Below are 20,657 nucleotides of genomic sequence, written 5' to 3'. Positions count from 1 at the left end.
ACAACATCAGGAGGAAACCATGGAAGAAGAATATATTGCCGGGAAGCACTCCGTACTGGAGGCGCTCCGTTCCGGCCGCGGTATGAACAAGCTGTGGATTGCGGAAAATGCACAGAAGCAGCTGACGCAGCCTATTTTAGCTGAAGCGAAGAAAGCGGGCGTTATTGTCCAGTACGTGGACAAGCGTAAGCTGGATCAGATGGCCGACGGCGTTCAGCATCAGGGAGTCATCGCCCAGGTCGCCGCCTACGAATATGCGGAGGTCGATGACCTGCTGGCGGCTGCCAAAGCAAAGAACGAGGATCCGTTCCTGCTGATCCTCGACGAGATCGAGGATCCTCATAACCTCGGATCCATCTTAAGAACCGCCGACTGTACCGGCGTCCACGGCGTCATCATCCCGAAACGCCGCTCGGTCGGCCTCACGGCAACGGTATCGAAGACGTCCGCCGGCGCAGTCGAGTACGTCCCCGTTGCGCGCGTGACCAATATCGCGCAGACGATTGACGAGCTGAAAGAACGCGGCGTCTGGGTCGCCGGTACGGATGTGTCCGCCAAGGAGGACATGTACCGCACCAATCTGAACATGCCGATCGCCATCGTAATCGGCAATGAGCAGAAGGGCGTTGGACGCCTGATCAAAGAAAAATGTGATTTTCTGCTGAAACTGCCGATGTTCGGCCAGATCAATTCCCTGAATGCGTCTGTGGCCGCAGGCGTCTTCATGTACGAGGTCGTACGCCAGCGCCAAGTCCAGAAGTAACGCTATGAGGGAGATGGAAGAGTACCTGGTTGTGGACGGATATAATATGATCGGAGCGTGGCCGGAACTGGTTCAGCTGAAACAGCTTAGCCTGGAATCGGCCCGGGACCGGCTCATTGAAATTCTGTCGGAATACCAGTCGTTCTCCGGGATGAAGGTAATCGTCATATTCGACGCTTATCTGGTTCCGGGTCTGGGCTCCGAATTCAAGCAAAAACAGATTTCCGTCCAATTCACCAGGGAGAAAGAGACGGCGGACGAGGTCATTGAGCGGTTGATGTCGGAGCTGTCGAAGCGGCGGCGTCAAATTTACGTCGCTACTTCCGATTTCATAGAGCAGCATGTGACATTCGGTAAGGGCGCTCTGCGTCTTTCGGCGAGGGAACTGCTTCTTGATATCCAAGAAAGCAAGAGGCAGATCGGAATTCAGCTGAAGGAACAGAAAACCCAGGGCAGCCGCAATACGCTGGACGGCACGCTAAGCAGGGATATGAAGGTGCTGTTTGAACGTTGGCGGCGTGACAAAAGCTGACACCAGCTTTCCTTATGGTGGAAAAATAGTGACAAAAAGCAAAACTTCTCTTATTGACGGGTTTAGGTTACATAATATATACTTGTCTTATTCTTTTCTGAGATTATATGGATATTGCCTTGCAGGCGGAGGGATTGTTGGTGGTTATCGACCTCAAAGAACTGAGAATGTACGAATATGATCTCAAAACCGACGAAGACATTGTCGAATCTGTCCGCGAAGGCAGCAGCGAAGCTCTGGAATACTTGATCAACAAGTACCGGAATTTCGTTCGGGCCAAAGCCCGTTCCTATTTTCTGATCGGTGCAGACCGGGAGGATATTGTACAAGAAGGCATGATCGGGCTTTATAAATCCATTCGCGATTTTCGCGGGGACAAGCTTGCTTCGTTCAAGGCTTTTGCGGAACTGTGCATCACAAGGCAGATTATTACGGCTATTAAGACGGCCACCCGCCAGAAGCATATTCCGTTAAACTCCTATGTCTCACTGGACAAGCCGATTTACGACGAGGATTCCGACAGGACTCTGCTCGACGTGATCTGCGGTTCCCGGGTCACGGATCCTGAAGAGCTCATCATTAACCAGGAAGAGTTCAGCGGCCTGGAAGATATGATGGGTGAGATTCTTAGCGATCTCGAACGGAAAGTATTGATGCTTTATCTGGATGGACGTTCGTATCAGGAAATTGCCGTAGATTTGGACCGTCATGTGAAATCAATTGATAATGCCCTTCAGCGGGTAAAGCGTAAGCTGGAACGGTATTTGGAAATCCGGGAATTATAATAGTTTCTATTTACTCACAAGTGAAGGGCTCCTGCTGGAGCTTTTTTTGTTGCCCTTTTTACCAGTTGAATCCGCGCAGCTGTTAAAGGTATAGTTAAAGTTGTTCGTTTTACACTGTATTTTTCATAGAGAACTAGACTAGATTCGGCAAAGGAAAGTGGTTATGAGCTATCGTAAATTTATGCTGGTGTTTATCATATTCTCGGTCCTTTTTGCATCCATGGTGATGACGGTTCTGTATTTGTTCGATCCATTGCAGTTTTACCGCAAGGCGACGGCTTATCCGCCGTTGTATTCGTTCGAAGAGCGCTATCAGAATCCGGGGCTTGCCAAAAACTACGACTACGACACCATTATTCTGGGTACTTCTATGACGCAAACCTTTGTGCCGTCGGAGATTGATAAAAAGCTTGGGGGCAAAACACTGAAGCTATCGATCGAAGGTTCGTACTCGCAGGAACAGAACCTGATCGGCAATGTGGCGCTGAAGACCGGGAAGGTGAAGCGGGTCATCTGGGGGCTGGACTATTTTGCACTGAGGGAAGGCAAGGATATCGTCCGCGAGGATCAAGGTCCGTTTCCCTATTTTTTATATGACGAGAACCCTCTGAATGACTATAAATATCTTCTGAACTTGACGACGGCCAAAATGAGCTGGGAGATTGTAAAAGGGGAGCTTGAAGGCAATCGCCGCGTGAAAAACCTGGACCTGCTGAACAACTGGGACTATCAGGCTTCTTACGGCGCCAAGTCGGTAATGGACAATTACCCGGAAGCGGTGAAAAAGGAACTGAAAGACAGGATCGGCGAAGATACGTTTGAGGAAGTGAAGGCAACGTTTGAAGATAACGTCTACCGGCTGGTCAAACAGTATCCGGATGTGGAGTTTATTTTCTTCTATCCGCCTTACTCCGTACTGCGGCAGCAGATTTGGCACGAGCTGAACCCGATGAGATACGGGAACCAGAAGAAGACCAAGGAGTATATCGTAGACCGGTTCAGCAATATGCCGAATGTAAAGGTCTACGATTTTCAGAGCGTGAAGGACGTTACGTTTAACATGGACAACTATAAAGACGTCTCTCATTATTCCGCCGACATCAACCGTTGGATGATAGACTGTTTTAAAGAGGGTAAGCATCTGGTTACTAAGGAAACGATCGGCGATTCTCTTGCTGCAATGGATGAGCAGGTAGAGGGTGTGGACGTGGCCGTATTTGAACGGCAGGCTGAGAAACCCGTGAAACAATAGACGAAACCCCGTTTAGGGCGGCGGTTTATCGTCAATAATGCTGGTAAATACAAGAAGTGCAGCGTCAATACAATATCCTTGACATGAAATATGCCTTGTGATAAAGTGTTTTAGGTAGCCCTAAATGCGTACGAATTTTTAGGTTGAACATAAACGCCTATAATATAAGGTTGTCTGGGGAGGTGTACATCATGCGGGTAATCATTACTATGGCTTGTACGAACTGCAAACAAAGAAACTACACAACAACTAAGAATAAGCGTAACAACCCCGACCGCATCGAGTTGAAGAAGTACTGCAAGTTCTGTAACGAACAAACAGCTCATCGCGAAACGCGGTAGGTCCTTGGAGGTGTAGTATCGTGGCTTTCTTGAGCAGAATGAAACAAAGCTTTGGTTCTACGTTTTCTTTTTTCACGGACAGCTGGTCGGAGTTGAAGAAGGTAAAGTGGCCTAACCGTAAGGAACTGACAAGCTATACGCTTGTGACTGTCATTACAGTTGTGTTCGTTTCGATCTATTTTACTGTTCTCGACCTTGGTATTTCTGAACTGCTGCGTCTTGTATTTGAATAAAAGTAGATCCAAGGGTGGCTAGTTATGGAGAAAAGATGGTACGTCGTTCATACCTATTCAGGGTATGAGAATAAAGTGAAAGCTAACCTTGAGAAACGTGTCGAATCTATGAATATGACGGACAAGATTTTTCGCGTTCTGGTTCCGATGGAAGAAGAAATCGTGAACAAGGACGGGAAGAAGAAGACGGTGATGCGCAAAGTGTATCCCGGCTATGTTCTCGTAGAAATGATTCAGACGGACGACTCCTGGTACGTAGTGCGTAACACTCCGGGCGTTACCGGCTTTGTAGGTTCCACTGGCGCAGGCTCCAAGCCTACGGCATTGCTGCCTGAGGAAGTCGAATCCATCCTGAAGCATATGGGTATGGAAGAGCCTAAGGCGAAGATTGACTTCGACCTGAAGGAGAACGTTCGCGTGAAGGTTGGTCCTTTTGCTAACTTTGTCGGATCTGTGGAAGAGATTCTTGCAGATAAGATGAAGCTGAAGGTTCATGTGAATATGTTCGGCAGGGAAACACCGCTTGAATTGGATTTTACGCAAGTAGAGAAGATTTAACGGCTTTCTTTGTGTGGCTTGTCTGTAAGTGGCAGGCCATGGCAAGTGGGAGGGAAACATCCCGTTGTACCACATTCTAGCAAGGAGGTGTTTTACATGGCAAAAAAGGTTATCAAGATGGTGAAATTGCAGATTCCTGCAGGTAAAGCGAATCCGGCTCCACCGGTAGGTCCGGCACTGGGTCAAGCAGGTGTTAACATCATGGCTTTCTGTAAAGAGTTTAACGCTCGTACTGCAGATCAAGCTGGTCTTATCATCCCTGTTGTAATCAGCGTATTCGAGGATCGTTCCTTTACGTTCGAAACTAAGACTCCACCGGCTGCTGTATTGCTTCGTGTAGCTGCAGGTATCGCTAAAGGATCCGGCGAGCCTAACAAGAAGAAAGTGGCAACTGTAAAGCGCGCGAAAGTTCGCGAAATCGCTGAACAGAAAATGCCTGACCTGAACGCAGCATCCGTTGAAGCGGCTATGCTGATGGTAGAAGGTACTGCCCGTTCCATGGGTATCGTAATCGAAGACTAATTACAGTCTTGTCTCGCGGCCGTTGTAGGACCGCATAGTGGGAGGAATATCCGCTAATACCACAAAGGAGGAGAATATTAATGCCGAAACATGGTAAGAAATATGCAGAAGCAGCCAAGCTGATCGACAGCGAAGCGACTTACGAGTCCCTTGAAGCGATCGAGCTTGTTAAGAAAGCAGCAACTGCGAAATTCGACGAAACCGTTGAAGTAGCAGTTCGTCTGGGCGTAGACCCTAGAAAACAAGACCAGGCTGTTCGTGGCGTAGTTGTACTGCCGCACGGAACTGGTAAGACTAAGCGCGTTCTTGTTTTCGCAAAAGGTGAGAAAGCGAAAGAGGCGGAAGCAGCTGGTGCTGACTTTGTTGGAGATCAAGATCTGATCAACAAAATCCAACAAGGCTGGTTCGAGTTCGACGTCTGCGTAGCTACACCTGATATGATGGCTGAAGTCGGTAAACTGGGCCGCGTGCTCGGTGGTAAAGGCCTTATGCCAAACCCTAAAGCAGGTACGGTTACTTTCGACGTTACTAAAGCTGTTCAAGAAATCAAAGCTGGTAAAATCGAGTACCGTCTTGATAAAGCAGGTCAAATCCACGCTCCAATCGGTAAAGTATCTTTCGATTCCGAGAAGCTGAACGAGAACTTCCGTACGCTGATCGATGCATTGAACAGAGCGAAGCCGGCTGCCGCTAAAGGCGTATACTTGAAGAACATTGCTGTTTCTTCGACTATGGGTCCTGCAGCTCGCGTGAACGTACAATCTTACAGATAAGAAACTGTCTCTGATGCGGGGATGTTCTGATGGAAACATTTAAGGATTGACTTCCGCTGATGAACGTGATAATCTGTTGAAGTTGTTGCTTTGACTGCGACATTAAAGTTGAATATGCTAACCGTAGACAGTAGGTGCCATTAGGCTTAATTTCCTACCGAGGTGTTGTGATAAATGGGTCATTTTCCTTGCAGGAAATAAACCGAACTTCATGCCTTCGTAGACGTCTACGGAGGCTTTTTTCATGAAAAGCTCCCGCATAGTAGGCGATGATAGATTATTTAAAGAACTACAGGAGGTGGACAGTTTGGCAAATACAAAGATCATTCAACAGAAAGAATTGCAAGTAGGCGAAGTGGCAGCAAAGCTTCGTGAAAGCTCTTGTACTGTTGTTGCAGATTACCGCGGATTGAACGTTGCTCAAGTTACAGAACTTCGTAAGCAGCTTCGTGAAGCTGGTATCGAATTCCAAGTAATTAAGAACTCGCTGACTCGTCGTGCAACAGCACAGACAGATCTGTCTGAGTTAGATGAACACCTGACAGGTCCTACAGCGATCGCTTTTTCGAAAGACGATGTTGTAGCTCCAGCGAAAATCCTTACGGCTTTCGCGAAGAAGAACGACGCACTTGAAGTTAAAGGCGGCGTAGTGGAAGGTCGCGTTGTTGGCTACGATCAAATCAAAGCCCTGGCGGATCTGCCATCCAGAGAAGGTCTTCTTTCCATGTTGCTTAGCGTACTTCAAGCACCGGTTCGCAACTTTGCCCTTGCGGTTAAAGCTGTATCCGAGAAGCAAGAAGCTTAATCTGTACGACTTTATTTTTCAGTATACACCCAAATTTAATTAAAATAACGGAGGTTCAACCATGAGTAAAGAGCAAATCTTAGAAGCTATTAAAGGCATGACTGTCCTTGAACTGAACGACCTAGTTAAAGCAATTGAAGAAGAATTCGGCGTAACTGCAGCAGCTCCAGTAGCTATGATGGCTGGCGGCGCAGGCGCAGCAGAAGTTGAAGAGCAATCCGAATTCGACGTAATCCTTAACAACGCTGGAGCGTCCAAAATCAACGTAATTAAAGTTGTTCGCGAACTTACAGGCCTTGGTCTGAAAGAAGCGAAAGACCTGGTTGACAACGCACCAAAACCGATCAAAGAAAAAGTAGCTAAAGAAGAAGCAGAAGCGGTTAAAGCTAAGCTTGAAGAAGCTGGCGCTTCCGTAGAAGTGAAATAATTTAGCTTAATCAATCCCCTTGAAGCGCAAAACTTCAGGGGGATTTTTTCACCAAAGAACACTCTATTTTAAGATTCTCAAGAATTCTGGTTACATTTACGGGGGCTCATTCATGTCCGAACACTACTATACGAATAAACCATCTACCGTACACCAGCGGCAAACGATAGAGCAAGTGCTTGCGGGCAGGAAGTTTACGTTTGTTACAGACAGCGGTGTATTTTCCAAAACTGGTGTGGATTATGGAAGCCGGGTGCTGATTGAGAGTATGTCGTTTTCTGCAGACAGCCAAGTGCTGGACGTAGGTTGCGGTTATGGCCCGATCGGACTATCTGCTGCGTTGATCGCTAAGGACGGCCGCGTGACTATGGTGGATATCAATGAGCGCGCCGTGGAATTAGCCAAAGAAAACGCAATACGCAACAAGATCGATAATGTCGAAATTTTGCAGAGCGATCTGTTTGAGAAGCTGGCCGGCCGCAAGTTTCATATAATCCTTACAAACCCGCCTATCAGGGCTGGCAAAGAAACAGTGCACCAGATCTTCACGGAAGCGGAGGCTCATCTGGAGCAAGGCGGCGAGTTATGGGTCGTCATTCAGAAGAAGCAGGGGGCGCCTTCCGCTTTGACGAAATTAGAATCTCTTTTTGCTGAAGTAGAAGAAGTGACCAAGGATAAAGGCTATCGTATATACCGTGCGAGAAAAGCGTAGTTATGCAGAATTGACTTCATTTTTCCGTTGTGGTATCATTATAAAATGTCAGTATTAGGAGGACTCCGTTTTTCTTTAGTTTGCTAAAATGTCAAGCCCTTTTTTCAGGAAATATGAATAAAGAATCGGGTTATGACGTATAATGTTTAAATTTTGAGGCAAATCTACAAGATATGGAGCTTTAGGCAACAACTAGAATATGGTTTTTGGAACAGAAACTCTTTGGAAAGCGCTTGGTCATCGGGTTGCTTTTGCTAAGGGCTTTCTTTTATGTCTCAAGGAAGATGGGATTCTCTGATCTTTGGGATAAGGAAATTTGCCTCTATCTCGCGGTCGCTCATCATGAATGGCAACGAAAGAGGTTTTCTTATTTCTGTTTCTGAAATCGGGTTGAAAGTAGACATGAGGGGTGAGTTTAAGTTGGCAGGTCAACTTGTTCAATTAGGAAGACGCACTCGGAGAAGTTATGCGAGAATCGATGAAGTGCTTGAAGTTCCAAACCTGATTGAAATCCAACAGAAATCGTATGAGTGGTTTCTAGAAGAAGGATTGCGGGAGATGTTCCAGGATATTTCTCCGATTCAGGATTTCACGGGCAACCTGGTTCTGGAGTTTATTGACTACAGCTTGGGAGAGCCTAAGTATTCGGTCGATGAATCCAAAGAGCGCGACGTAACCTATGCAGCGCCGCTGCGCGTTAAAGTTCGTCTCATCAATAAGGAAACCGGCGAGGTTAAGGAACAAGAAGTGTTCATGGGAGATTTCCCGCTGATGACCGAGACCGGTACGTTCATTATCAACGGTGCGGAACGGGTTATCGTCAGCCAGCTGGTTCGCTCTCCTAGCGTCTATTTTAGCACAAAAGTCGACAAGAATGGGAAGAAAACATATACAGCTACCGTGATCCCTAACCGTGGTGCTTGGCTGGAGCTGGAGACGGATGCAAAGGACATCATTTATGTCCGTATTGACCGTACCCGTAAGATTCCGGTTACTGTGCTGTTGAGAGCTTTGGGCTTCGGTACCGATGCAGAGATTATCGATCTGCTTGGGGATGATGAATACATCCGCAACACCCTCGATAAGGATAACACCGACTCTACGGAGAAAGCGCTGATCGAGATTTACGAGCGTCTTCGTCCGGGCGAGCCGCCAACGCTGGATAACGCTAGAAGCTTGCTGGTTGCGCGTTTCTTCGATCCGAAGCGTTATGATCTCGCAAACGTTGGTAGATATAAGATAAACAAAAAACTGCACATTAAAAACAGGCTGTTCAACATGCGGTTGGCAGAAACATTGGCGGATCCGGAAACCGGCGAAATTATCGCTGAGTCCGGCCAAATGATTGACCGCCGCCTGCTGGATGAAATTCTGCCTAATCTGGAGAAGAATGTGGGCTTTAAGGAGCACCGCATCTCCGCCGGTGTGCAGGATGACGATAGTATTCCACTTCAAACGATCCATGTATTCTCTCCGGAAGAAGACGGCCGTGTCATTAAGGTCATTTCTAACGGAATTATCGATAAGAGCGTGAAGCATATCACGGCTTCCGATATTATTGCATCGATCAACTACTTTATGAACCTGCTTCACGGAATCGGTAGCACGGATGATATCGACCATCTGGGTAACCGCCGTCTTCGTTCCGTAGGTGAGCTGCTTCAGAATCAGTTCCGTATCGGTTTGTCCCGTATGGAACGTGTAGTTCGCGAGAGAATGTCCATCCAGGATGCGAATGTAATTACGCCTCAAGCATTAATTAACATACGCCCTGTGATTGCGTCGATTAAAGAGTTCTTCGGAAGCTCCCAGCTGTCGCAGTTTATGGACCAGACGAACCCGCTTGCTGAATTGACGCATAAGCGCCGTCTGTCCGCATTAGGACCCGGCGGTTTGACTCGTGAGCGCGCAGGCTTTGAAGTTCGTGACGTCCATCACTCTCACTACGGCCGGATGTGCCCTATTGAGACGCCGGAGGGACCGAACATCGGTTTGATCAACTCTTTGTCGACATTCGCCCGCATCAACGAATACGGATTTATCGAAGCTCCGTACCGTTGGGTTGATCCGAAGACAGGCAGAGTGACGGAGCAGATTAACTATCTGACTGCCGATGAAGAAGATAATTACGTTGTTGCGCAAGCGAACGTTCCTCTTAATGAGGACGGTACCTTTGCGGAAGACATGGTTATCGTACGTTACAACAAGCAGGCCGATAACATCTTGACCATGCCGCGCGAACGCGTGGATTACATGGACGTATCTCCGAAACAGGTTGTATCCGTTGCGACGGCGCTCATTCCGTTCCTTGAGAACGATGACTCCAACCGCGCCCTGATGGGATCGAACATGCAGCGTCAAGCCGTGCCTCTGCTTATTCCAAAGGCTCCGCTTGTAGGTACAGGTATGGAACACAAGTCCGCAAAGGACTCCGGTGTGTGTATCGTTGCCAAGCATGACGGGGTAATCGAGAAGGTGTCCGCTAATGAGATTTGGCTCCGCCGCCAGGAAATGGTGGACGGCAAGCTCGTAAACGGCGACATCGTGAAATATAAGTTACACAAATTTATGCGTTCCAACCAAGGAACATGCATTAACCAGCGCCCGATCTGCCATAAAGGCGAGATCATCAAGAAAGGCGATATTTTGGCGGACGGACCGTCCACAGAGATGGGAGAACTTGCGTTGGGCCGCAACGTAGTCGTTGCCTTCATGACATGGGAAGGTTACAACTACGAGGATGCGATCCTGCTAAGCGAGAAGCTCGTGAAGGAAGACGTATATACTTCCATCCACATTGAAGAATACGAATCCGAAGCGCGTGATACGAAGCTTGGGCCGGAAGAGATTACACGCGATATCCCGAACGTAGGGGAAGATGCGCTGAAAAATCTTGACGAGCGCGGTATTATCCGTGTCGGTGCTGAAATTGCTGCCGGCGATATCCTGGTAGGTAAAGTAACGCCTAAGGGTGTAACGGAACTCACAGCGGAAGAGCGCTTGCTGCACGCAATCTTCGGTGAGAAAGCCCGTGAAGTCCGTGATACATCGCTTCGCGTACCGCATGGTACCGACGGTATCGTCGTAGACGTGAAGGTGTTTACCCGTGAAAACGGTGATGAGCTGCCGCCTGGCGTAAACCAGCTTGTACGCGTCTATATCGCTCAGAAGCGGAAAATTTCCGAGGGTGACAAAATGGCGGGACGTCATGGTAACAAGGGTGTTATCGCACGGATCCTTCCTGAGGAAGATATGCCGTTCCTTCCGGACGGAACACCGGTCGAGGTTGTTCTTAACCCGCTGGGCGTACCGTCCCGTATGAACATCGGTCAGGTGCTCGAGGTTCACTTGGGGATGGCTGCTAAGGCGCTGGGTATTCATACCGCTACTCCGGTATTTGACGGAGCACGTGAGTATGACGTATTCGACACCATGGAAGAAGCAGGCATGCAGCGTAACGGTAAAACGAAGCTGTATGACGGACGTACAGGGGACGCTTTTGAACGTGAAGTTACGGTCGGCGTCATGTACATGATCAAGCTGGCTCACATGGTTGACGATAAAATCCATGCCCGTTCCACTGGTCCTTACTCTCTGGTTACCCAACAGCCGCTGGGCGGTAAAGCCCAATTCGGCGGACAGCGTTTCGGGGAGATGGAGGTTTGGGCACTTGAAGCCTATGGTGCGGCCTATACTTTGCAGGAGATTCTTACTGTCAAGTCGGATGACGTGGTCGGCCGTGTGAAGACGTACGAATCGATTGTCAAAGGCGAGAACGTTCCGGAGCCGGGTGTTCCTGAATCCTTCAAAGTATTGATTAAGGAACTTCAAAGTTTAGGTATGGACGTGAAAATCCTTACCGAGAACGAAGAAGAGATCGAAATGAAAGAACTGGACGACGAAGACGATGCAACCAACGACAAGTTGAACCTCAACCTTGAGGGTGCGGAAGCCGGCGTAGAATAAAGGGGAAATCCGGGGCGACCCGGATTCTCCGTCATCTAAGCCTGTGCTTCAGCAGGCTGCATTTTCGTGAGTTACGTTGAAATAGAGCTTGAGCAAGTAAATAGCACAATCTAGAGGAGGGTTGCTCCTTGATGGACGTAAACAACTTCGAATTTATGAAAATCGGTCTGGCATCGCCGGACAAAATTCGTTCTTGGTCCCGCGGAGAAGTAAAAAAGCCGGAAACGATCAACTACAGAACGTTAAAGCCGGAAAAAGAAGGGCTGTTCTGCGAGAAGATCTTCGGACCGACGAAAGACTGGGAGTGCCATTGCGGTAAATATAAGCGCGTACGTTACAAAGGCGTAGTTTGTGACCGCTGCGGCGTCGAAGTTACACGTGCGAAAGTGCGCCGTGAGCGCATGGGCCATATCGAATTGGCTGCACCGGTGTCCCACATTTGGTATTTCAAAGGGATTCCGAGCCGCATGGGCTTAGCGCTTGATATGTCCCCGAGATCCTTGGAAGAGATCATCTACTTCGCATCTTATGTAGTTACTGATCCTGGAGATACACCTCTGGAGAAGAAACAGCTGTTGTCCGAGAAAGAATACCGGAGTTATCGTGAAAAGTACGGCTACGGTTTCCAAGCGGGAATGGGCGCTGAAGCCGTTAAGAAACTGCTTCAGGATATCGATGTGGAGAAAGAGCTGGAGTTCCTTAAAGAAGAGCTGCGTACGGCACAAGGTCAGCGCCGTAACCGTGCGATCAAGCGTCTTGAAGTAATTGAAGCTTTCCGCAACTCCGGCAATGAGCCGGATTGGATGATTCTAGATGTGCTTCCGGTAATTCCTCCGGAACTTCGTCCGATGGTACAGCTGGACGGCGGCCGCTTTGCGACCTCCGACCTGAACGATCTGTACCGCCGCGTGATCAACAGAAACAACCGTCTTAAGCGTCTGCTTGATCTAGGCGCACCGGACATCATCGTTCAGAATGAGAAGCGTATGCTTCAAGAGGCGGTTGACGCCCTGATCGACAACGGCCGCCGCGGCCGTCCTGTTACCGGACCGGGTAACCGTCCGCTGAAATCTTTGAGCCATATGCTGAAGGGTAAGCAAGGGCGGTTCCGTCAGAACTTGCTTGGTAAACGGGTTGACTACTCCGGACGTTCCGTTATCGTTGTAGGTCCAAACCTCAAGATGTACCAGTGCGGTCTGCCGAAGGAAATGGCATTAGAACTGTTTAAGCCTTTTGTAATGAAAGAGCTTGTGAATAAAGGATTGGCTCATAACATCAAGAGCGCGAAGCGTAAAGTTGAACGTGTCAGCCCTGAAGTATGGGATGTTCTCGAAGAAGTAATCAAGGAACACCCGGTTCTTCTGAACCGTGCCCCGACGCTTCACAGACTAGGAATTCAGGCATTCGAGCCGATCCTGGTTGAAGGCCGTGCTATCAAGCTTCATCCGCTCGTATGTACCGCTTATAATGCGGACTTTGACGGTGACCAGATGGCGGTTCACGTTCCTTTGTCAGCTGAGGCACAAGCAGAAGCGCGTATTCTGATGCTTGCATCCGGCAATATCCTTAACCCTAAAGACGGTAAACCTGTCGTTACCCCGTCTCAGGATATGGTTTTGGGTTCCTTCTATCTGACGATGGATAACCCGGAAGCCAATGGTACCGGCATGATCTTCCGCAATGTAAACGAAGCGATATCGGCTTATCAGCGCGGAGTTGCTTCCTTGCATGCCCGTGTTGCGATCCCGGCGCGTGCGCTCAACAAGGAATCGTTCACGGATAGACAACAGGATGCTTTGCTCGTAACAAATGTAGGTACAATCATTTTTAATGAGATTTATCCTACGCATTTCCCTTATATCAACGAACCGACGAAGACCAACCTGATGAACGGTACGCCGGATAAATACTTTATCTTCGACAAAGGCACGAATGTTCAGGAGTTCATTATGAACCTTCCGATCAAAGGCGCCGTAGGTAAAGAGTATCTGGGAACGATTATCGGCGAATGCTTCAGACGTTACCATACAACCCAAACTTCGATGATTTTGGACAAAATCAAGGAGCTAGGCTTCACGTACTCTACAAAAGCGGGAATTACCGTAGCGGTTGCGGACGTTATCGTACCGCCGGAGAAGAACGAAATTCTGCGCGAATCCGAAGAAAAGGTCAAAGCCGTTATGAATCAGTACCGCCGTGGTCTGATTACGAACGACGAGCGTTATGACCGAGTTATCGGCATTTGGAGTAAGGCGAAGGACGAAATTACGGACGTACTGATGAAATCCATGGACCGCTACAATTCCATTATGATGATGGTGGACTCCAAAGCGCGGGGTAACAAATCGCAGATCACCCAGCTGGGCGGTATGCGCGGTCTGATGGCCAACCCGTCCGGACGGATTATCGAGTTGCCGATTAAATCGAACTTCCGTGAAGGTCTTACGGTCCTCGAATACTTTATCTCGACGCACGGTGCTCGTAAAGGTCTTGCCGATACAGCCCTTCGTACAGCGGATTCCGGTTACCTGACACGACGTCTGGTAGACGTGGCTCAAGATGTTATCGTCCGCGAAGAAGACTGTGGTACGGATAAAGGTTTCCTAGTCAGCAAAATTCAAGACGGTAAAGAAGTTATTGAGGATCTGTATGACCGTATTGAAGGACGTTATTCCTTCGAGACGATCAAGCATCCTGAAACCGGTGAAGTTCTTGTAAACCGCAATGAATTGATTGATGCCAACAAGGCTGATGCAATCATCGCCGCAGGCATCGAGAAACTGTCGATCCGCTCCGTATTAAGCTGCCGTGCGCGTCATGGCGTCTGCAAGACTTGTTACGGACGCAATCTGGCTACTGGTAAGCATGTTGAGATTGGTGAAGCAGTAGGTATTATTGCAGCCCAATCGATCGGTGAGCCGGGAACTCAGCTGACGATGCGTACGTTCCATACCGGCGGTGTTGCCGGTGATGATATTACGCAAGGTTTGCCGCGTATCCAAGAGTTGTTCGAGGCGCGTAATCCGAAAGGCCAAGCGATTATTTCCGAGCTTGACGGCGTAGTTAAAGAAATCCGCGAAGCTAAAGACCGTCGTGAGATTGAGGTCGTTGGTGAAGCTGAATCCAAAGTTTATTCCGTAACGTACGGTTCTCGTATCCGCGTTGTGGAAGGACAGCAAGTAGACGCTGGGGATGAACTGACTGACGGTTCCATCGATCCGAAGGAAATGCTTCGAATCAAAGGGATCCGCGGCGTTCAGAACTATATCCTTCAAGAAGTGCAGCGCGTTTATCGGAACCAAGGGGTTGAGATCAACGACAAGCATATTGAAGTTATGGTGCGCCAGATGCTTCGGAAAATCCGCGTTGTCGACGCGGGTAACACGACATTGCTGCCTGGATCCTTCACAGATATCCACGAGTACGAAGAAGCGAACAAGGAAGTGCTGTTGAACGGTGAAGAACCGGCGGTAGCAAGACCAGTCCTTCTTGGTATTACCAAAGCGTCCCTGGAGACGGATTCCTTCTTGTCCGCGGCATCGTTCCAAGAAACGACAAGAGTTCTTACAGATGCAGCTATCAAAGGAAAAGTGGATCAGCTCCTAGGCTTGAAAGAGAATGTAATTATCGGTAAGCTGATTCCTGCAGGTACCGGTATGAACCGTTACCGCAGCATCCGCCTGGCTGACCAGGAAGATGATGTGCAGGAGCAGACGGATTCTGAATTAGAAACTGTTACTGTAGAATAATGTAATTCTTATCATAAATCCGTGCAGGCCAGTGATTGAACGCCGGCTTGTACGGATTTTGGTAAGTATTGTACTGAATTATATTATGTATAAGCCATGATTCTTCTTGACACTGTTAGAATGAAATGATAATATATCGAAGTGTGCCTAATAGGTTATTATCTGTACTTTGGAGGATGCAACATTGTCTTATGATGAAGTGATACAGAACAGCCGAATGAGCATCGGCATGAAGCAGACGCTTAGAATGCTGGAGCTGGGTAAGGCCACTGAAGTTTTTGTTGCTAAAGATGCAGATCCTAGGATTACGATAAAAGCAATTAATCTCTGCAAGAAGCACGGGGTTAAGGTGACGCAAGTAGAATCCATGAAAGCATTGGGGAAGGCTTGCGGAATTGAAGTAGGTGCCGCTATGGCGGCAGCAGTGAGTGAATAGCAGATTATCGTTTTTGTTACTGCGTGAATAGCGTAGAGTTCTCTCGACGCCTTTGTTGCGCTGGCAAAAACTTTTCATTTGCCTATTTATGAACCGCCTGGATCTGTGGGCTTAAACACGGCGAATGAATAATTCGTTAACTAAGAGGAAGGAGGTGGCGAAATGCCAACAATTAACCAGCTAGTACGCAAAGGAAGAAAGGCTAAAGTAGTTAAGTCGAAATCTCCTGCGCTGCAAAGAGGATTCAACGCTCTGAAACGTGAGGGTACTGAAATCAGCGCTCCACAGAAACGCGGTGTTTGCACTCGTGTAGGTACAATGACTCCGAAGAAACCGAACTCGGCTCTTCGTAAATATGCCCGTGTACGTTTGACAAACCGTGTAGAGGTGACTGCTTACATTCCAGGTATCGGTCATAACCTTCAGGAGCACAGCGTGGTGCTGATCCGTGGAGGCCGTGTAAAAGACCTTCCAGGGGTACGTTACCATATCGTTCGCGGTGCTTTGGATACTGCAGGCGTGAACAACCGTATGCAAGCTAGATCCAAATACGGAACTAAACGTCCTAAAGCTAAGAAGTCCTAATTCGTTTCCGCATAGAGCGGAACTCAACCAAAAAGAATGATTCTTATGAGAAAGGGGGATAACTATGCCACGTAAAGGTCCTGTTACTAAAAGAGACGTATTGCCGGATCCTATCTACAACAGCAAACTGGTTACCCGTCTAGTCAACCGCGTTATGATCGACGGTAAGAGAGGTGTCGCTCAAACGATTCTGTATGATGCGTTCAACCTGATTCAAGAGCGTACTGGAAAAGAGCCGATGGAGGTTTTTGAAACTGCCATCAAGAACATCATGCCAGTACTTGAGGTTAAAGCTCGCCGTGTAGGTGGAGCTAACTATCAAGTGCCTATCGAAGTTAAGCCTGAGCGCCGTACTTCCCTAGGTTTGCGTTGGTTGGTTAACTACTCCCGCAACCGCGGCGAGAAGACCATGGAAGAGCGTCTGGCTGCTGAAATCATCGATGCATCCAATAACACTGGTGCGTCTGTGAAGAAGCGCGAAGATACTCACAAAATGGCTGAAGCCAACAAAGCGTTCGCTCACTACCGCTGGTAGGATAAGATTACAGGCGTATAGGTTCGCACTTGTACGTCTGATACTTATAAAATTTAAGTGTAAATTTGAAAGGAGACATAATCATGGCAAGAGAGTTCTCCTTGAAAGATACGCGTAATATCGGGATCATGGCTCACATTGATGCTGGTAAGACAACAACTACGGAGCGTATTTTGTTCTACACCGGTCGTACGCATAAGATTGGTGAGGTGCACGAAGGTGCAGCTACCATGGACTGGATGGAGCAAGAACAGGAGCGCGGCATCACGATTACATCCGCTGCTACCACCGCTTCTTGGAAGGGTCACCGCATTAACATCATTGATACCCCGGGTCACGTTGACTTCACAGTTGAAGTTGAACGTTCCCTTCGTGTATTGGACGGGGCTGTAGGTGTATTCAGTGCTAAAGAAGGCGTTGAACCTCAATCCGAAACCGTTTGGAGACAAGCGGACCGCTACGGAGTACCTCGTATCGCATATGTCAACAAAATGGACATCATCGGCGCGGACTTCCTGGCAGTAATTGACCAAATGCGCGATAAACTAGGTGCTAATGCTGTTGCTATTCAGCTGCCAATCGGTGCTGAAGATCAATTCAAAGGCATCGTTGACATCGTTGAAGAGAAAGCTTATATCTACAAAGATGATTTGGGCAAAGATGCGGAAGAAGTTGAAATTCCGGCTGAACTCAAAGATAAAGTAGCTGAACTTCGCGTTGAACTGATTGAGAGAGTTGCAGAATTGGACGAAGAACTAACTATGAAATACCTGGAAGGCGAAGAGTTCACAATTGCTGAAATCAAAGCCGCTCTCCGTAAAGGTGTAGTAGAAGTTAAGATTTTCCCGGTTATCTGCGGTTCCTCTTACCGTAACAAAGGCGTTCAGCCTATGCTGGATGCAGTAATTGATTACCTGCCGGCTCCAATCGACGTTCCTGACATCAAGGGCGTTCTGGATGACGGAACGGAAGAAGTTCGTAAATCCGCTGATGACCAGCCGTTCTCCGCGTTGGCATTCAAGATTATGACGGATCCTTTCGTTGGTAAGCTGACTTTCTTCCGCGTTTACTCCGGTGTACTGAACGCAGGTTCCTACGTTCTTAACGCTACAAAAGGGAAACGTGAAAGAATCGGCCGTATCCTTCAAATGCATGCGAACAGCCGTCAAGAAATCAGCGTAGTATACGCTGGTGACATTGCGTCTGCCGTAGGTTTGAAAGATACAACAACAGGTGATACGCTTTGCGACGAGAAAAATCCGATCATTCTGGAGTCCATGAACTTCCCTGAACCGGTTATCTCCGTTGCAATCGAGCCTAAGACTAAAGCTGACCAAGACAAGATGGGTGTTGCTTTGTCCAAGCTGTCCGAGGAAGATCCTACTTTCCGCGCTCACACGGACGAGGAAACGAATCAAACGATTATCTCCGGTATGGGTGAACTTCACCTGGAGATCATTGTTGACCGTATGCTTCGCGAGTTTAAAGTGGAAACCAATGTAGGTAAGCCTCAGGTTGCTTACAGAGAAACATTCCGTACCCCTGCTAAAGTTGAAGGTAAGTTCGTTCGTCAATCCGGTGGCCGTGGTCAATACGGACATTGTTGGGTTGAGTTTGAACCGCTTGAGCCAGGCAGCGGCTTTGTTTTCGAAAGCAAAATCGTCGGTGGTGCAGTTCCTAAGGAATTCGTCGGTCCAGTTCAAGCTGGTATCGAAGAGTCCATGAAGAACGGCGTACTTGCCGGATTCCCATTGGTAGACATCAAAGCTACTATGGTTGACGGATCCTACCATGATGTCGACTCCTCCGAGATGGCGTTTAAGGTTGCAGGTTCCATGGCATTGAAAGCTGCTAAGGATAAATGTAACCCATGCCTTCTTGAGCCGATCATGAAAGTTGAAGTTACTGTACCTGAAGAATACATGGGCGACGTTATGGGTATGCTGAATTCCCGTCGCGGACGTATCGAAGGTATGGATGCCCGTCACGGCGCGCAAATCATTCGTGCTAAGGTGCCTTTGTCCGAAATGTTTGGATATTCCACAACACTTCGTTCCGGTACACAAGGCCGTGGTGTATTCTCCATGGAGATCTCCCACTACGAAGAAGTGCCTCGTAACATTGCGGAAGAAATCATCGCAAAGAATAAAGGCGCATAAGGAAACGGTTTTGCACTCTGCCTAGTGCAGGATGTATAATCGATTCATAGAAGAGTTCGAAGCTTTGCGGTCAATCGGCCGTGAAGCCGCACTCACCCTAAACCCATTCATTAAGGAGGCTTTTTCAAAATGGCAAAAGCTAAATTTGAACGTAACAAACCGCACGTTAACATCGGTACGATCGGTCACGTCGACCATGGTAAAACAACTCTTACAGCTGCAATCACTACTGTATTGTCCAAAAGATACGGTGGCGCAGCGGTAGCTTTCGACCAAATCGATAAAGCTCCAGAAGAGCGCGAGCGCGGTATCACAATCTCCACAGCTCACGTTGAGTACGAAACTCCTAACCGTCACTATGCACACGTTGACTGCCCAGGCCACGCCGACTATGTTAAAAACATGATCACAGGCGCAGCTCAAATGGACGGCGCGATCCTGGTTTGTTCCGCAGCTGACGGCCCAATGCCGCAAACTCGCGAGCACATCCTTCTGTCCCGCCAAGTAGGCGTACCTTACATCGTTGTATTCCTGAACAAATGCGACATGGTAGAAGACGAAGAGCTTCTTGAACTGGTAGAAATGGAAGTTCGCGACCTTCTTTCCGAGTATGAATTCCCAGGCGATGACACTCCAATCGTTCGCGGTTCTGCTCGTGAAGCACTGCAAAACCCAGATGGCGAGTGGGCTAACAAAATCGTTGAGCTGTTCGAGCAAATCGATACTTACATCCCAACTCCAGAGCGCGACACTGAGAAGCCTTTCCTTATGCCTGTCGAGGACGTATTCTCCATCACTGGCCGTGGTACAGTTGCTACAGGTCGTGTAGAGCGCGGTGTGGTTAAAGTACAAGACGAGATCGAAATCATCGGTCTGGTTGAAGAAACTAAGAAATCCGTTGTTACAGGCGTTGAGATGTTCCGTAAACTTCTTGACTCCGCTCAAGCTGGTGACAACATCGGCGCATTGCTTCGTGGTGTAGACCGTAAAGATATCGAGCGTGGACAAGTTTTGGCTAAACCGGGTTCCGTTAAGCCTCACACAAACTTCACAGCTCAAATCTACGTTCTGACTAAAGAAGAGGGTGGCCGTCACAAGCCTTTCTTTACTGGTTACCGTCCACAATTCTATTTCCGTACAACTGACGTAACTGGCGTTATCACGCTTCCAGAAGGTACTGAAATGGTTATGCCTGGCGATAACATCACAGTAACAGTTGAGCTGATCGCTCCAATCGCGATCGAAGAAGGAACACGCTTCGCTATTCGCGAAGGCGGACGTACTGTAGGTGCGGGCGCGGTTGCTTCCATCCAGAAGTAATTAAGACTTTTCATAAAGTCTTTGCAGAAGAACTCTTATCCATTAGGATAAGAGTTCTTTTTTTCATTATGGCGGGGCAGAATTGTCTCTATATAATAGAAGAAACAGGAATATAAAAATTATTCATCTTTTCCTTGCATTCCGCCCATGGATTATATATAATAGTGAACGTTGGTCTGTGACTGTGCGATGATGTGAGAGGTT

General features: G+C 48.2%; 19 protein-coding genes and 1 other annotated feature. All 19 genes read left to right on the top strand.

Annotation, left to right across the window (positions count from 1 at the left end):
• Window positions 1-19: 19 nt before the first annotated feature.
• The 19 genes from rlmB (at window position 20) to tuf (ending at window position 20,453) form a co-directional block, all read left to right on the top strand.
• On the top strand, window positions 20-763 hold the full coding sequence (gene rlmB, locus ACFSUF_RS22780; protein ID WP_377606940.1) for a 23S rRNA (guanosine(2251)-2'-O)-methyltransferase RlmB: 744 nt from the start codon (window positions 20-22) through the stop codon (window positions 761-763).
• A 4-nt stretch (window positions 764-767) separates the two neighbouring features.
• Window positions 768-1,295: an NYN domain-containing protein gene (locus tag ACFSUF_RS22775; protein WP_377606939.1), complete on the top strand. Its 528-nt coding sequence runs from the start codon at window positions 768-770 to the stop codon at window positions 1,293-1,295.
• Between the two features lie 140 nt (window positions 1,296-1,435).
• The gene (gene sigH, locus ACFSUF_RS22770) at window positions 1,436-2,080 is read left to right on the top strand and encodes an RNA polymerase sporulation sigma factor SigH (protein WP_377606937.1); all 645 of its coding nucleotides are present in this window, start codon (window positions 1,436-1,438) and stop codon (window positions 2,078-2,080) included.
• A gap of 163 nt (window positions 2,081-2,243) precedes the next feature.
• The gene (locus ACFSUF_RS22765; protein WP_377606935.1) at window positions 2,244-3,332 is read left to right on the top strand and encodes a hypothetical protein; all 1,089 of its coding nucleotides are present in this window, start codon (window positions 2,244-2,246) and stop codon (window positions 3,330-3,332) included.
• 191 nt (window positions 3,333-3,523) lie between these two features.
• Complete coding sequence (rpmG, locus tag ACFSUF_RS22760) at window positions 3,524-3,673, top strand: 50S ribosomal protein L33 (protein WP_377606933.1); 150 nt, start codon at window positions 3,524-3,526, stop codon at window positions 3,671-3,673.
• Window positions 3,674-3,693: 20 nt separating this feature from the next.
• On the top strand, window positions 3,694-3,906 hold the full coding sequence (secE, locus tag ACFSUF_RS22755; RefSeq protein ID WP_377606931.1) for a preprotein translocase subunit SecE: 213 nt from the start codon (window positions 3,694-3,696) through the stop codon (window positions 3,904-3,906).
• A gap of 24 nt (window positions 3,907-3,930) precedes the next feature.
• Complete coding sequence (gene nusG, locus ACFSUF_RS22750) at window positions 3,931-4,464, top strand: transcription termination/antitermination protein NusG (RefSeq protein ID WP_377606929.1); 534 nt, start codon at window positions 3,931-3,933, stop codon at window positions 4,462-4,464.
• Window positions 4,465-4,560: 96 nt separating this feature from the next.
• Window positions 4,561-4,986 (top strand): 50S ribosomal protein L11, encoded by a 426-nt coding sequence (gene rplK / locus ACFSUF_RS22745; protein WP_377606927.1) that lies wholly within the window; start codon window positions 4,561-4,563, stop codon window positions 4,984-4,986.
• Window positions 4,987-5,066: 80 nt separating this feature from the next.
• The gene (gene rplA / locus ACFSUF_RS22740) at window positions 5,067-5,759 is read left to right on the top strand and encodes a 50S ribosomal protein L1 (RefSeq protein WP_377606925.1); all 693 of its coding nucleotides are present in this window, start codon (window positions 5,067-5,069) and stop codon (window positions 5,757-5,759) included.
• A gap of 103 nt (window positions 5,760-5,862) precedes the next feature.
• Window positions 5,863-6,011, top strand: a sequence feature (ribosomal protein L10 leader region).
• A gap of 55 nt (window positions 6,012-6,066) precedes the next feature.
• Window positions 6,067-6,564, top strand: coding sequence for a 50S ribosomal protein L10 (gene rplJ / locus ACFSUF_RS22735; protein ID WP_377606972.1), 498 nt, complete (start codon window positions 6,067-6,069; stop codon window positions 6,562-6,564).
• Window positions 6,565-6,625: 61 nt separating this feature from the next.
• The gene (rplL, locus tag ACFSUF_RS22730; protein WP_377606923.1) at window positions 6,626-6,991 is read left to right on the top strand and encodes a 50S ribosomal protein L7/L12; all 366 of its coding nucleotides are present in this window, start codon (window positions 6,626-6,628) and stop codon (window positions 6,989-6,991) included.
• A gap of 112 nt (window positions 6,992-7,103) precedes the next feature.
• Complete coding sequence (locus tag ACFSUF_RS22725; RefSeq protein WP_377606921.1) at window positions 7,104-7,703, top strand: class I SAM-dependent methyltransferase; 600 nt, start codon at window positions 7,104-7,106, stop codon at window positions 7,701-7,703.
• Between the two features lie 402 nt (window positions 7,704-8,105).
• Window positions 8,106-11,669 (top strand): DNA-directed RNA polymerase subunit beta, encoded by a 3,564-nt coding sequence (gene rpoB, locus ACFSUF_RS22720; RefSeq protein WP_377606919.1) that lies wholly within the window; start codon window positions 8,106-8,108, stop codon window positions 11,667-11,669.
• Window positions 11,670-11,797: 128 nt separating this feature from the next.
• On the top strand, window positions 11,798-15,418 hold the full coding sequence (gene rpoC / locus ACFSUF_RS22715; protein WP_377606917.1) for a DNA-directed RNA polymerase subunit beta': 3,621 nt from the start codon (window positions 11,798-11,800) through the stop codon (window positions 15,416-15,418).
• A gap of 184 nt (window positions 15,419-15,602) precedes the next feature.
• Complete coding sequence (locus tag ACFSUF_RS22710) at window positions 15,603-15,854, top strand: ribosomal L7Ae/L30e/S12e/Gadd45 family protein (protein ID WP_377606915.1); 252 nt, start codon at window positions 15,603-15,605, stop codon at window positions 15,852-15,854.
• A gap of 162 nt (window positions 15,855-16,016) precedes the next feature.
• Window positions 16,017-16,439, top strand: a complete 423-nt coding sequence (gene rpsL, locus ACFSUF_RS22705) for a 30S ribosomal protein S12 (RefSeq protein WP_377606913.1) — start codon at window positions 16,017-16,019, stop codon at window positions 16,437-16,439.
• A 64-nt stretch (window positions 16,440-16,503) separates the two neighbouring features.
• Window positions 16,504-16,974 carry a 30S ribosomal protein S7 gene (rpsG, locus tag ACFSUF_RS22700; RefSeq protein ID WP_377606911.1) on the top strand — a complete coding sequence of 157 codons (471 nt, stop codon included), beginning with the start codon at window positions 16,504-16,506 and terminating at the stop codon, window positions 16,972-16,974.
• A gap of 83 nt (window positions 16,975-17,057) precedes the next feature.
• On the top strand, window positions 17,058-19,133 hold the full coding sequence (gene fusA, locus ACFSUF_RS22695; RefSeq protein WP_377606909.1) for an elongation factor G: 2,076 nt from the start codon (window positions 17,058-17,060) through the stop codon (window positions 19,131-19,133).
• Window positions 19,134-19,262: 129 nt separating this feature from the next.
• Window positions 19,263-20,453, top strand: a complete 1,191-nt coding sequence (gene tuf, locus ACFSUF_RS22690; protein WP_377606907.1) for an elongation factor Tu — start codon at window positions 19,263-19,265, stop codon at window positions 20,451-20,453.
• Window positions 20,454-20,657 lie beyond the last annotated feature (204 nt).

Origin of the sequence: Paenibacillus gansuensis, assembly GCF_042684925.1 — a bacterium.
Classification (GTDB): Bacteria; Bacillota; Bacilli; order Paenibacillales; family DY6; genus Paenibacillus_N; species Paenibacillus_N gansuensis.
Note: the sequence above shows the minus strand (reverse complement) of the source record. Positions and strands in the feature narration are given on the sequence as shown.